General features: G+C 66.5%; 14 protein-coding genes and 2 pseudogenes. 3 read left to right on the top strand and 13 right to left on the bottom strand.

Features of this window, described 5'->3' with window-relative positions; genetic code table 11:
• Window positions 1–101 precede the first annotated feature (101 nt).
• From RTW82_RS32200 to ubiE, 11 genes and pseudogenes are all read right to left on the bottom strand, one after another.
• Entirely contained in the window at window positions 102–815 is a 714-nt protein-coding gene (locus tag RTW82_RS32200) for a methyl-accepting chemotaxis protein (protein ID WP_374981961.1), read from the bottom strand.
• Between the two features lie 141 nt (window positions 816–956).
• A pseudogene (locus tag RTW82_RS32195) lies at window positions 957–2,018 on the bottom strand (methyl-accepting chemotaxis protein); the annotation flags it as partial.
• Window positions 2,019–2,090: 72 nt separating this feature from the next.
• Complete coding sequence (locus RTW82_RS15470; protein ID WP_316925626.1) at window positions 2,091–2,798, bottom strand: 16S rRNA (uracil(1498)-N(3))-methyltransferase; 708 nt, start codon at window positions 2,796–2,798, stop codon at window positions 2,091–2,093.
• The gene (gene tatC, locus RTW82_RS15465; protein WP_316925625.1) at window positions 2,795–3,589 is read right to left on the bottom strand and encodes a twin-arginine translocase subunit TatC; all 795 of its coding nucleotides are present in this window, start codon (window positions 3,587–3,589) and stop codon (window positions 2,795–2,797) included. The genes RTW82_RS15470 and tatC overlap by 4 nt, the downstream gene beginning before the upstream one ends.
• The gene (gene tatB / locus RTW82_RS15460) at window positions 3,586–4,014 is read right to left on the bottom strand and encodes a Sec-independent protein translocase protein TatB (protein WP_021221368.1); all 429 of its coding nucleotides are present in this window, start codon (window positions 4,012–4,014) and stop codon (window positions 3,586–3,588) included. The genes tatC and tatB overlap by 4 nt, the downstream gene beginning before the upstream one ends.
• A 6-nt stretch (window positions 4,015–4,020) precedes the next feature.
• Window positions 4,021–4,290: a twin-arginine translocase TatA/TatE family subunit gene (locus RTW82_RS15455; RefSeq protein WP_021221367.1), complete on the bottom strand. Its 270-nt coding sequence runs from the start codon at window positions 4,288–4,290 to the stop codon at window positions 4,021–4,023.
• Between the two features lie 23 nt (window positions 4,291–4,313).
• Complete coding sequence (locus tag RTW82_RS15450; RefSeq protein WP_021221366.1) at window positions 4,314–4,649, bottom strand: phosphoribosyl-ATP diphosphatase; 336 nt, start codon at window positions 4,647–4,649, stop codon at window positions 4,314–4,316.
• The gene (hisI, locus tag RTW82_RS15445) at window positions 4,642–5,043 is read right to left on the bottom strand and encodes a phosphoribosyl-AMP cyclohydrolase (RefSeq protein WP_021221365.1); all 402 of its coding nucleotides are present in this window, start codon (window positions 5,041–5,043) and stop codon (window positions 4,642–4,644) included. The genes RTW82_RS15450 and hisI overlap by 8 nt, the downstream gene beginning before the upstream one ends.
• Before the next feature lie 79 nt (window positions 5,044–5,122).
• Window positions 5,123–6,718 carry a ubiquinone biosynthesis regulatory protein kinase UbiB gene (gene ubiB, locus RTW82_RS15440; RefSeq protein WP_043245830.1) on the bottom strand — a complete coding sequence of 532 codons (1,596 nt, stop codon included), beginning with the start codon at window positions 6,716–6,718 and terminating at the stop codon, window positions 5,123–5,125.
• A complete protein-coding gene (locus tag RTW82_RS15435; protein WP_316925624.1) occupies window positions 6,715–7,332 on the bottom strand; it encodes an SCP2 domain-containing protein in 618 nt (205 codons plus the stop codon). Before RTW82_RS15435 ends, ubiB begins: the two co-directional genes overlap by 4 nt.
• Window positions 7,332–8,102 carry a bifunctional demethylmenaquinone methyltransferase/2-methoxy-6-polyprenyl-1,4-benzoquinol methylase UbiE gene (gene ubiE / locus RTW82_RS15430; RefSeq protein WP_043245833.1) on the bottom strand — a complete coding sequence of 257 codons (771 nt, stop codon included), beginning with the start codon at window positions 8,100–8,102 and terminating at the stop codon, window positions 7,332–7,334. Before ubiE ends, RTW82_RS15435 begins: the two co-directional genes overlap by 1 nt.
• Before the next feature lie 142 nt (window positions 8,103–8,244).
• Here ubiE and RTW82_RS15425 point away from each other — a divergent pair, with 142 nt between their 5' ends.
• The 3 genes and pseudogenes from RTW82_RS15425 to RTW82_RS15415 all read left to right on the top strand — a co-directional run.
• Window positions 8,245–8,520: a polyhydroxyalkanoic acid system family protein gene (locus RTW82_RS15425; RefSeq protein WP_021221361.1), complete on the top strand. Its 276-nt coding sequence runs from the start codon at window positions 8,245–8,247 to the stop codon at window positions 8,518–8,520.
• Between the two features lie 154 nt (window positions 8,521–8,674).
• Window positions 8,675–9,115, top strand: a complete 441-nt coding sequence (locus RTW82_RS15420; RefSeq protein ID WP_021221360.1) for a phasin family protein — start codon at window positions 8,675–8,677, stop codon at window positions 9,113–9,115.
• 10 nt (window positions 9,116–9,125) lie between these two features.
• Window positions 9,126–10,071: pseudogene (locus tag RTW82_RS15415) on the top strand (phasin family protein); the annotation flags it as partial.
• 36 nt (window positions 10,072–10,107) lie between these two features.
• Here the strand turns inward: RTW82_RS15415 and RTW82_RS15410 are convergent.
• Both RTW82_RS15410 and phaC read right to left on the bottom strand, forming a co-directional pair.
• Complete coding sequence (locus RTW82_RS15410) at window positions 10,108–10,722, bottom strand: TetR/AcrR family transcriptional regulator (protein ID WP_184489693.1); 615 nt, start codon at window positions 10,720–10,722, stop codon at window positions 10,108–10,110.
• Window positions 10,723–10,783: 61 nt separating this feature from the next.
• Window positions 10,784–12,466: a class II poly(R)-hydroxyalkanoic acid synthase gene (gene phaC, locus RTW82_RS15405; protein WP_316925622.1), complete on the bottom strand. Its 1,683-nt coding sequence runs from the start codon at window positions 12,464–12,466 to the stop codon at window positions 10,784–10,786.
• Between the last annotated feature and the right edge of the window lie 149 nt (window positions 12,467–12,615).

Genomic DNA, 12,615 nt, shown 5'->3' with positions numbered 1-12,615 from the left:
CAGGGACGCAAGGTGCGGGAGAGTAGCTGGCGGCGTAGCGGCGCCGCAAGCCTGCATGGGCATTGCGCCCTGGCCGCGAAACGCGTGCCAGGGCTGGCGGGTTATACGCGGAAGCGCGAGACCATCGATTGCAGTTCGTTGCCCAGGCGCGCCAGTTCGACGCTGGAGGCGGCGGTTTCCTCGCTGGCGGAGGCGGTCTGCTCGGAGATGTCGCGCACGTTGATCACGCTGCGGTTGATCTCCTCGGCCACCGCGCCCTGCTGCTCGGCGGCTGCAGCGATCTGCTGGTTCATCTGCTGGATGGTGGAGACGGCCTGGGCGATGGTGCCCAGGCGGCGACCGGCGCGGCGGGTCAGCTCGACGGTGCTTTCGGTCAGGCTGCGGCTGGTGTCCATCAGGCTGGCGGCCTGCTGGGTGCCGCTTTGCAGGCCGGCGATCAGCTCCTCGATCTCCTCGGTGGACTTCTGGGTGCGCTGGGCCAGGCCTCGCACTTCGTCGGCGACCACGGCGAAGCCACGGCCGGCATCGCCCGCGCGGGCGGCCTCGATGGCGGCGTTGAGGGCCAGCAGGTTGGTCTGTTCGGCCACGGACTTGATCACGTCGAGCACGCTGCCGATCTTGTCGCTTTCCTGCTTGAGGCGGCCGACGGCGTCGTTGGAGCGGCCCACTTCGGTGGCCAGGCGATCCATCTGCTCCACTGCGTCGTTGACCGCCACCTCGCCCTCGCGGGACAGGCGGTCGGCGGAGCTGGCGGCTTCGGAGGCCTGTTCGGCATTGCGCGCGACCTCCTGCACGGTGGCGGCCATTTCGTTCATGGCGGTGGCGACCTGGTCGGTCTCGACCTTCTGGTTGTTGACCCCGGCGCTGGTCTGCCCGGTAACGGCGGAGAGCTGCTCGGCGGCGCTGGCGATCTGGGTGACGCCGTCGCGGATGTGGCTGATCAGCTCGCGCAGGCTCAGGGTCATGCGCTGCATGCTCTTCTGCAGCTGGCCGAGTTCGTCGGCGCGCTCGACCTTGAGGTCTTCGCTGAGGTCGCCCGAGGCGATGCGCTCGGCCACGCCCAGGGTGCGCTGCAGGGGCAGGACGATCTGTCGGGTGATGATCACCGCGGCGGCGACGCCGATGGCCAGGGCGACGGCGATGGCGGTCAGCAGCATGCTGCGGGTACGGGTGGTTTCCTTGATGCGCTTGGCCGACTGGCCCTCGAACAGCTGGTTGCTGACCTGCAGCAGCTTGTCGCCCTGGGCGGCCATGCTCTGGAAGTGCACTTGGGTGTTGTCGGTGGCGGCGCGGAAGGCGCTGATGGCGCTGCGGTAGGCCTTGAGGCCGGCGGCGACCTTGGCCAGGTCCTCGTCCTCACCCAGGGTTTCACCGAGCTTGGCCTGGCCGGCCAGGGCAGTGTCCACGGCGCTGAGGGCGGCCTGCTCCAGGCTCGGGTCGTTGCTGTAGGTGTAGCCACGCACCTGGAAGCGCGCCTGCTGCACCGAGAGGCGCAGCTCGCTGAGCTGGCGGTACTGTTCGAGGCGCGAGGCTTCGTCCAGGGCGATATCGGCGAGGATGCGCTGCTCGATTTCACCAATGGCCTGGACGGCCGCGTCGGCGCTGGCGCCCAGTTGGGTGCGTGCCGCTTCGCGGGCCTGGTAGGCCTGGGCGAGCTGGCCGAAGGCTTGCTGGTAGGTGTTTACCGCCGCTTCTTCCTGGCTGATCAGGTCGCGGTCCTTGGGATCGCTGAGCTTCTTGTTGAGCTCCAGGGCGTAGTCGTCGATGGCCTTGAGGGCGGCGTTGACCTGGTCGGCCGTGGCCGGCTCCTGCTTGATCTGGTACTGCAGGCGGGCGACGCGCAGGTCCTTGGTCAGTTCGCTGAGCTTGGCGCTGGCGCCGAGCTTGTCGCCGCGCTGCAGGGTGGCGTCGAGGGCCAGCCAGCCGGTGAGGGTGATGAGCACGGTGAGCAGCAGTACCAGGCCGAAGCCAAGGGTCAGCTTGAGGTTGACACTGATATTGCCGAACCAGCGGAACATGAGGACTTCTCCAGCGAACGAGGCAGTGCTGGGGTTATCGGCAGGCGCAGGCGCGGCTTGAAGCCAGAGGCTTCAGAACAGGCGGGCGAGCAGGGCGGTGACGGCGGTTTCCACGCGCAGGATGCGTTCACCCAGTTGCACCGGGTCGAGGCCGGCTTCCTGGAGCTTTTCCACCTCGTAGGGAATCCAGCCACCTTCCGGGCCGATGGCCAGGGTGATGGGGCCTTCCACCGCGCGCGGGCAGGCGGGCCAGGGGCCGGGGTGGCCGACCAGACCGAGGGTGTTGGCGGTGATGGCGGGCAGGCGATCCTCGACGAAGGGCTTGAAGCGCTTCTCGATCACCACCTCGGGCAGCACCGTGTCGCGGGCCTGCTCCAGGCCGAGGATGAGCTGTTCGCGGATGGCGTCGGGTTCGAGGAAGGGAGTTTGCCAGAAGCTCTTTTCCACCCGGTAGCTGTTGAGCAGCACCAGGCGCGGCACGCCCATGGCGGCGACCGTCTGCAACACGCGGCGCAGCATCTTCGGCCGTGGCAGGGCCAGCAGCAGGGTGAGCGGCAGCTTGGCCGGTGGCGCCTGTTCCAGGCTGAACTGCAGTTCGGCGCGGTCCGCCTCCAGGCTCAGCAGGCGACCTTCGCCCATGGCGCCGCCGAGCAGGCCGACGCGCAGGCTGTCGCCGGCTTCGGCGCGGTGCACTTCATGCAGGTGCTTGAGGCGACGACCCTTCAGCAGGGCGCGATCGGGGGCGATCAGGTCGCCCTCTTCGAGCAGCAGCAGGTTCACGGCTGGGTGGCGGGCGGCTGGTCGCCGGGCTCGTCGGTGCTGTCCTCGGGGTGATCGCCACGTTTGCGGATCAGGCCGCCGAAGAACACGCCGACCTCGAACAGCAGCCACATGGGGATCGCCAGCAGGGTCTGGGAGAAGATGTCCGGCGGGGTGAGGATCATGCCGACCACGAAGCAGCCGATGATCACATAGGGGCGGATCTTCTTCAGGTAGGCGACGTCGACGACGCCGATCCAGATCAGCAGCACCACGGCCACCGGGATCTCGAAGGCGACACCGAAGGCGAAGAACAGGGTCATGACGAAATCGAGGTAGCTGCTGATGTCCGTCATCATCGACACGCCTTCGGGAGTGACGCTGGCGAAGAAGTGGAAGATCAGCGGGAACACCAGGAAGTAGGCGAAGGCCATGCCGGCGTAGAACAGCACGATGCTGGAGACCAGCAGGGGCATGGCGATGCGTTTCTCGTGCTTGTACAGGCCGGGCGCGATGAAGCCCCAGACCTGGTGCAGGATCACCGGCATGGCGAGGAACAGTGCCACCACTATGGTCAGCTTGAACGGCGTGAGGAAGGGCGATGCCACGTCGGTGGCGATCATGGTCGCGCCTTCGGGCAGGTACTGGCGCAGCGGCGCGGAGACCAGGGTGTAGATCTTCTGGGCGAAGTAGAACAGCCCGGCGAAGATCAGGAAGATCGCGGCCACGCAGCGCAGCAGGCGGGTACGCAGTTCGGTGAGGTGCGAGACCAGGGGCATTTCCTGGTCCAGTTCCGGCTTTTGATCGCTCATAGGGGGCGTGGCGGCTGTGGCTGTTCGGTGGGCACGACGGGGGCGGCCGGTGCGCTGGCCGGGACGGCTTCAGCGGCGGGCGCGACGGGGCTCGCCTCGGCCGCCGCTGCTGTCGCGGGTGCGGGCACGGCCTCGGGGGCCGGCTGCGGGGCGGCCGGCGTGGGCACGGGCTCCGCAGCGGGAGGCACGATGCTCTCCTTGATCTGCTTCTCCAGCGCCATGATCTGTTCGTTATGCAGCTGGCGACGGATTTCGTCGGCGCCGATCTCGCGTTCCACTTCCTGCTTGATGGCGTTGAAGCTGCGCTTGAGGCGGCCGATCCACAGGCCGGCGGTGCGGGCGGCACCGGGCAGGCGCTCGGGGCCGAGCACCAGCAGCGCCACCAGGCCGATCAGCAGCAGTTCACCAAAGCTGATACCGAACATGCTGGGTCAGTCCTTGCGCACTACCGGCTCTTCGACCTTCTGTGCCTGGCCGTCGATGGTGTGCGGCTGGTTCAGCGGGGCGCCGGGCTGTTGCGCTTGCGGCTGGGCGGCAGCCTGCTGCTCGGCCTTCTGGTCTTCTTCGGTGTTCATCGCCTTGCGGAAGCCCTTGATGGCTTCGCCGACATCAGAACCGAGGTTCTTCAGGCGCTTGGTGCCGAACACCAGGACGACGACGATCAGAATGACCAGCCAGTGTTTCCAGTCGAAAATACCCATGGTTTGCTCCTGAGGCTAATGCGTTATGCGGAAGGCTGGCGGGCGGCTTTTTCAGCGTGCCCGGACAGGCCGAAGCGACGATCCAGTTCATCGAGCACCGCCTGGGGATGCTGGCCGAGGGCGGCGAGCATGACCAGGCTGTGGAACCAGAGGTCGGCGGTTTCGTAGATCAGGTCGCTGCAGTCGCCGCTGACGGCGGCGTCTTTGGCGGCGAGGATGGTTTCCACCGATTCCTCGCCGACCTTTTCGAGAATCTTGTTCAGCCCCTTGTGGTACAGGCTGGCCACGTAGGAGGAGTCCGCTGCGGCGCCCTTGCGCGCTTCCAGGACCTCGGCGAGGCGGGTAAGGGTGTCACTCATGGGTGTGTCCTGCGTGGTAGATCGCATCGGGGTCCTTGATGACCGCGTCGACGGTTTTCCAGTCGCCATTCTCGAAGACGCGGTAGAAGCAACTTTCACGGCCGGTGTGGCAGGCGATGCCGCCAAGCTGTTCGACCATCAGCACCACGACGTCGGCGTCGCAGTCCAGGCGCAGCTCGTGCAGGCGCTGCACGTGGCCGGATTCCTCGCCCTTGCGCCATAGCCTGCCACGGGAGCGTGACCAATAGATGGCACGGTTCTCGGCGACGGTGAGCGTCAGGGATTCGCGGTTCATCCAGGCCATCATCAGGATGCGGCCGGTCTTGTGGTCCTGGGCGATTGCCGGGACCAGACCATCGGCATTCCAGTGAATTTCTTCCAGCCAGTCGTTCATTTCGGTTTCCACGAGCGGGTCAGGTGCGATGCACGGCCTGACCGGGGCGGCTAGTGTGCCAGCGCCGGCGCTGGCTTGGCTATCGGCGCAATACCAGATACAGACCACCGGCCAGCATCAGCCAGGCGGGCCAGGCTGCGGCGTGTTGCTCCAGGCCGAGGGTGGCGGCACCGACCAGCAGGGCGGCGCCGATCAGGCGCAGGGCCAGGCCGTCACGGGGCTTGTGCCAGGGCGGCGGCGGGTCGGCGGCGTGGGGCTGGCTCATGCGCTCCAGCAGGTCGCGGGTCATGTTGGCGACGTGCGGCACCTGTTCGACCTGGGACTGCAGGTTGTGCAGCAGGGTCCTGGGGCTCATGCGCTCGCGCATCCAGCGTTCCAGGTAGGGCTGTGCGGTGCTCCAGAGGTCGAGGTCCGGGTACAGCTGGCGACCCAGGCCTTCGATGTTGAGCAGGGTCTTCTGCAGCAGCACCAGTTGCGGCTGCACTTCCATGTTGAAGCGGCGCGCGGTCTGGAACAGGCGCAGCAGCAACTGGCCGAAGGAGATGTCCTTGAGCGGCCGCTCGAAGATCGGCTCGCAGACGGTACGGATGGCGGCTTCGAAGTCGTTGACCCGGGTCTCGGCGGGCACCCAGCCGGAGTCGATGTGCAGTTGGGCGACGCGGCGGTAGTCGCGCTTGAAGAAGGCGATGAGGTTGCGCGCCAGGTAGTCCTGGTCCTCGGGGGTGAGGCTGCCGATGATGCCGCAGTCGATGGCGATGTACTGCGGGTTCCAGGGCTGGCGGTTGCTGACGAAGATGTTGCCGGGGTGCATGTCGGCGTGGAAGAAGCTGTCGCGGAAGACCTGGGTGAAGAAGATCTCCACGCCCCGTTCAGCCAGCAGCTTGAGGTCGGTGCGCTGGTCGGCGAGGGTGGCCAGGTCGGTGACCGGGACGCCGTAGATGCGCTCCATCACCAGCACCTTGGGGCGGCACAGGTCCCAGTAGACCTGGGGCACGTAGAGCAGCGGCGAGCCTTCGAAGTTGCGCCGCAGCTGGCTGGCGTTGGCCGCCTCGCGGAGCAGGTCGAGTTCGTCGTAGATGGTCTTTTCGTAGTCGCTGACCACTTCCACCGGGCGCAGGCGGCGGGCGTCGCTGGAGAGACGTTCGGCGATGCGCGCGAGGATGAACAGCCAGGCGAGGTCCTGGCGGATGATCGGGCGCAGGTTGGGGCGGATCACCTTGACCACCACTTCCTCGCCGCTTTTCAGCTGCGCGGCGTGGACCTGTGCCACCGAAGCGGAGGCCAGCGGGGTGACGTCGAAGCGGGCGAAGACTTCGCTGACGCGGGCGCCGAGCTGCTCCTCGATGCGGGCCACGGCCTGCTCGGGGTCGAAGGGCGGGACCTGGTCCTGCAGGCGCGCGAGCTCGTCGGCGATGTCCGGCGGCAGCAGGTCACGGCGGGTGGACAGCAGCTGGCCAAACTTGATGAAGATCGGCCCCAGGCCTTCCAGTGCCAGGCGCAGGCGTGCGCCCCGGGAGAGTTCCAGGCGCTTGCGCGGCAACCAACGCCAGGGCAGCAGGTAGCTGAGGGCGCGCAGCCACCAGGGCAGCGGCAGGTCGAAGACCAGGTCATCGAGGCGGTAGCGGATGACCACACTCTGGATGCGCAGCAGACGGCGGACGGCGAGCAGCTTCATGCGTTGGGTTTGCTTTTCTGGGTCAGGCGCCCGATGCGGGCGTCGAGGCGGTCGAGGTCGACCTTGAGGCGGTCCAGTTCGGCGAAGCGGGCATCCGCTTCACGCTGGCCGACCAGTGTGCGCGATTCTTCGGCCAGGTAGTCGGCGAGGTTCAGGCGCAGGCTGTCGAGGCTCTGTGCGGTCCAGTCGACACGGCTGCGCAGGTGGGCGCCGAGCAGTTGGCTGGCCACCGGGCCGAGCCAGCGGGACAGCTCGTATTCCCAGTCCAGCTCCAGGTCCTGGAGGATGCCGGCGAGCTCCATGAGCGCGGCGCTATCGCCGTCCAGCTCGACTTCCGGGCGGTGCAGGACGGCGGTCTTTTCGCGGCTCAGGGCCAGGCGCAGCAAGCTGGCGGCCGGCGCGCGCAGGCGGCAGTCGGCCGGTGCGGCCCAGTTCGCCGCCAGTTGCAGGCCGTCGCCTCCGGGGAGGATGAACAGCTGCAGGGCGGGGGCCTGGCAATCGATCTCGATCACCTTGCCTTCGAGGCGCGACAGGCGCGGCAGCGCGGTGCCGTCGAGCCTGAGGACGCGGTTGATGCCGTGTTCGACGCCGGCGAGCAGGGCCTGGGTAAGCATCAGGGCTTGATGCCGCGGTGCAGGGCGACGATGCCGCCGGTCATGTTGTGGAAGGTGGCGCGCTCGAAGCCGGCCTCCACCATCATGGCCTTGAGGGTTTCCTGGTCGGGGTGCATGCGGATCGACTCGGCCAGGTAGCGGTAGCTCTCGGAGTCGTTGGTGATCAGCTTGCCCATCAGCGGCAGGAGGCTGAAGGAGTAGGCGTCATAGGCCTTGGACAGCAGGTTGCTGGTGGGCTTGGAGAACTCCAGCACCAGCAGGCGGCCGCCGGGCTTGAGCACGCGCAGCATGGAGCGCAGGGCGGCGTCCTTGTGGGTGACGTTGCGCAGGCCGAAGGCGATGGTGACCACATCGAAATGGTTGTCGGGGAAGGGCAGCTGCTCGGCATCGGCCTGGACGAAGCTGACGTTGCCGGCGACGCCGCTGTCCAGCAGCTTGTCGCGACCAACCTTGAGCATCGAGGCGTTGATGTCGGCCAGCACCACTTCGCCGGTGCTGCCCACCAGGCGCGAGAACTGGCGGGTGAGGTCGCCGGTGCCGCCGGCGATGTCGAGCACGCGGTTGCCCGGGCGTACGCCGGAGAGTTCGATGGTGAAGCGCTTCCACAGCCGATGGACGCCTGCGGACATCAGGTCGTTCATCAGGTCGTACTTGGCGGCCACGGAGTGGAACACCTCGGCGACCTTGTCGGCCTTCTGGCTCTCGGGAACGCTCTGGTAGCCGAAGTGGGTGGTGGGTTCGGCATCGCTGCCTTTGCGCGGATCGTTCATGTCGCTGCCCCGGAAGAAATTGGCGGCCATTTTAGGCGCGGTTGGCCCGCTTTGTCTTGGCCCCGAACGGTGCCGGTTCGCCAGGGCCCGCGGGCGGCCTGCTATAGTCGCGCGACCTTAAGTCGCAGTCAGGAGTTGGCCCATGGCCCGCATCAATGTCGAACGTTCCCACAACCTGGGCCGCAGCGCCGTCCGGGCCAAGGCCGAGCAGCTCGCCGAGCGCCTCGCCCGTGAATACGACGTGCGCTATCAGTGGCGTGGCGACACCCTGGAGTTCAAGCGCAGCGGCGCCGACGGGCAGATCGAGGTCAGTGACGACAAGGTGAATGTCGAGGTGAAGCTGGGCCTGCTGCTTTCGGCCATGAGCGGCAGCATCAAGCGCGAGATCGAGAAGGCACTGGACGAGTACCTGGCCTGATGCCGTGAGGGCCCTTTTCACGGCACGTGGAGAGGGCGGGCACGGCGCGTTTCACCCAACCCGCGGCTAGTATGCGGTTTCTAATTTTCCTCGTTAACGTGCACCTCAAGCCCTGAGAAAGGGCGAGTCCTCCATTACCCGAGTGAGGTGCACCATGGCCAAAGCCGCCGTCGTCAAGAAGAAAGTCGAAGAAACCAAGACCACCGTCCTTTCCGATGTCCGTCTCTATGCCCGCAAGATCTGGCTGGCCGGCCTGGGTGCCTACGCCAAGGCCGGACAGGAAGGCGCCGACTACCTGCGCGACCTGGTGAAGGCCGGCGAGAGCGTCGAGAAGCAGGGCCGCAAGGTCGTCGATGCGCGCGTCGAAGCCGCCAACAGCCAGATCGATTCGGTGAAGGGCAGCGTCAAGGGCTCGGTCACCGGCGTGAAGGAAAAGGTCGAAGTGCAACTCGACAAGATCGAAAAAGCCTTCGACAACCGCGTCGCTGTCGCACTCAATCGCCTGGGTATTCCCTCGCGACAGGACGTTGAGGCACTCTCTGCTAAGCTTGACGAGCTGAGCGCGTTGCTCGAGCACGTCGCGCGAACCAAATAAGGAGAGCAGGATGGCTGGTAAGAAAAAAACCACGAAAGAAACCAACTCCTGGATCGGCGAGATCGAGAAATACTCGCGCCAGATCTGGCTGGCTGGCTTGGGGGCCTACTCGAAGGTCAGCAACGACGGCACCAAGCTGTTCGATACGCTGGTCAAGGATGGTGAGAAGGCTGAAAAACAGGCCAAGACCGAAGTCGACAAGCAGGTCGATGCGGTCAAGTCCCGGGTTGGTTCCCGCGTCGGCTCCGCCAAGTCCAAGGTCGATGAGGTCAAGGACAAGGCGATCGGCAAATGGGGCGAGCTGGAAGAGGCTTTCGACAAGCGCCTGAACAGTGCCATCTCCCGTCTCGGCGTTCCTAGCCGCAACGAGGTGAAGGACCTGAACAGCAAGGTCGACAGCCTGACCCGGCAGATCGAGAAGCTCACCGGCGTCTCCGCCAAGTCGGTCAAGCCGGCTGCCAAGCCCGCTCCGAAAGCTGCCGCTAAACCGGCCGCCAAGGTCGCCGCCAAACCTGCTGCCAAGACCACTGCGGCGAAACCCGCTGCCAAGCCCGCCGCTAAACCGGCTGCGAAGCCGGCCGCCAAGGCTGCAGCCAAACCCGCTGCGAAGACCGCTGCGGCGAAACCGGCTGTCAAACCAGCCGCCAAGCCTGCGGCGAAACCTGCCGCCAAGGCAGCAGCCAAGCCTGCGGCGAAGCCGGCAGCGGCCAAACCCGCAGCCGCTGCCAAGCCTGCAGTTGCGGCAAAACCGGCTGCCAAGCCGGCGGCGAAGCCCGCTGCCAAACCTGCTGCGAAGAAGCCTGCGGTGAAGAAAGCCGCTGCGCCGAAACCGGCAGCTGCCAAGCCGGCGACCCCGGCCGCAACCCCGGCTCCGGCCGCTGCACCGAGCGCTCCCGCCGCCACTCCGGCGCCGTCCGCTCCGGCCAGCACGCCAAGCCAGTCCTGATCGTCAGGGACCACAGACGCCCGGCCTCGCGCCGGGCGTTTGCGTTTCAGGCTTCCAGATAACGCCGGGCCATGCGCTCGGCGGCCTGGCGCGAGTCGTCCTGCAGGTGGGGGGCCACCAGCATCATGATCTGGTAGACCACCAGGCGTACTTCGCCGTCGTTGCCGAGGATGCGCTGGTAGTCGAGGGAGAACAGCAGGGTGAGGGTGATCTGCTCCACCAACTGGCCGAGGGATTCGGTATCGCTGACCAACTGCTCCCGCGCCTTGAGCCGCGCCAGCAGCGAGGCCAGGGTGCGCTTCAGTGCGTTGAGCCAGGCGCGCATGCCTCGGGCCAGCTTGGGCAGGCGACCGGCGAGGTTGGAGAGGTCCTGGAAGAGGAAGCGGTATTGCGCCAGGCGCTCGACGATCAGGTGCAGGAACAGCCAGTAGTCCTCGACACCCAGCTCCACGTCCTCGGGCGGGTCGAGCAGCGGCGCGAGCTCGTCCTGGAAGCGCTCCAGCAGCGCCATCACCAGCGGTTCCTTGCCATGGAAGTGGTAATAGAGGTTGCCCGGGCTGATGCCCAGTTCGGTGGCGATCTCAAGGGTGGTGACATTGGGTTCGCCTTCGCTGTTGAACAGCATCAGGGCGCATTCGAGTATCCGGTCTCGGGTCTTCATCCAGTCTTCTTGTCGTCGTTGCATGCGGTCGGCCGGGTGTTCCCCGGCCGGCCGAACGTCTTCAGCGCACGTGCACGTAGGTGCCGGGTGCCGCCTCCATGGGTGGGTGGGCCTGGTTGCCGAGGGTGACCAGGGTTTCGCGCTGCTCCCCCGAGCGCGCCTGGATCCAGCTCAGCCACTCCGGCCACCAGCTGCCCTGCACGTTCTTCGCGTCGTAGTACCAGGCGCGATGGTCCGAGCTGAGTTTGCCGTTTTCCAGGTAGTTGGCCTTGGGGTTGCCCGGTGGGTTAAGGATGCTCTGGATGTGCCCGCTGTTGGACAGCACGAAGCGGCTCTCGCCACCCAGCAGCCGCGCCGAGCGATAGACCGCGTCCCAGGGGGTGATGTGGTCGTTGATGCCGGCCACGCTGAAGCTGTCCACCGTGACCTTCTGCAGGTCGATGGGGGTGCCGCAGATTTCCAGCGCGCCGCCCCGGGTCAGCGGGTTGTGCTTGAAGAAGTCCAGCAGGTCGCCGTGGAAGGCGGCGGGCAGGCGGGTGTTGTCGTTGTTCCAGTAGAGGATGTCGAAGGCCGGCGGCTGACGGCCCAGCAGGTAGTTGTTGACGAAGTAGTTCCACACCAGGTCGTTGGGGCGCATCCAGGCGAAGATCTTCGCCATGTCGCGGCCGTCCAGGACGCCGTGCTGGTAGGAGCGGCGCTTGGCCGCCTCCAGGGTCTGCTCGTCGGCGAACAGGGCGGCGGGGCTTTCGACCTGGCTGTCCAGCAGGCTGACCAGGTAGCTGGCGCTGCTGACCTTGCGCAGTTGGCGCTTGGCCTGGAGGTGGCCTTGCAGGGCGGCGATGGTCAGGCCGCCGGCGCAGGCGCCCATCAGGTTGACCTCCTTGCTGCCGGTAATGGCGCGGGCCACGTCGACGGCCTGCTCCAGCGCCTGCACATAGGTGGACAGGCCCCACTCGCGGTGGCGCGCGTCGGGGTTGCGCCAGCTGACGATGAGCACCTGCAGGCCATTCTTCAGCGCGTACTGGACGAAGCTCTTCTCCGGCGAGAGGTCGAAGATGTAGAACTTGTTGATTTGCGGCGGGACGATCAGCAGGGGCTTGAGGTACTGCTTCTCGCTCATCGGCTTGTACTGGATCAGTTCCAGCAGCTCGTTGCGATAGACCACCGACCCGGGCGTGGTGGCCAGGTTGCGGCCGATCTCGAAGGAGTGCTTGCTGACCTGGCGCGGCATGGCGTTGTTGTTCAGCACATCGTCCAACAGGTGGCGCGCGCCATTGAGCAGGCTGAGGCCGCCGGTGTTGAACAGCTCCTTCACCGCGAGGGGGTTGAGCAGGCTGTTGGAGGGCGCCATGGCGTCGCTGACCAGGGCCAGGACGAAGCGGGCGCGGGCGCGGTCATCGTCGGTGAGGTCGCTGTCCTCGACCCAGGCATAGAGTTGTTTCTGCCAGGCCAGGTAGGCCTGCAAGCCGCGACGGTAGAACGGGTTGTGGCTCCAGGAGGGATCGGCGAAGCGCGCATCCTGCGGGTTGGGCTTGTGCGGGGTTTCGCCCATCAATACGCGGCCCAGCTGGCCGCCGAAGGCGAGGACGTGGCGGGCGCTGTGCACGGGGTGCTTCAAGCCCTGCAGGGCGAGGGTGCGGACGGTGGAGGCCAGGTCCTTGCCTCGCAAGCCGACGATCGCGCTCTGCGCGTTCATGTAGTTAGCGGGGACCGGCAAGGCTCCCGACACCTGTTTCTCTCGCATGGGGGCAACGCTCCGTAATCAATCCGTCGTCAAGGAGGTTTAGGCAAGGCTCGTACCACTGAGCGCAATAGGTGCATTCCAGACTACTGCGCGGGAAATTCAAGTTCGTTACAGCGGGCGTTTTGCCGCGCGAATGCGGTGCTGCCGCC

The organism is Pseudomonas sp. zfem005 (assembly GCF_032621735.1).
GTDB lineage: Bacteria > Pseudomonadota > Gammaproteobacteria > Pseudomonadales > Pseudomonadaceae > Metapseudomonas > Metapseudomonas solani.
Note: the sequence above shows the minus strand (reverse complement) of the source record. Positions and strands in the feature narration are given on the sequence as shown.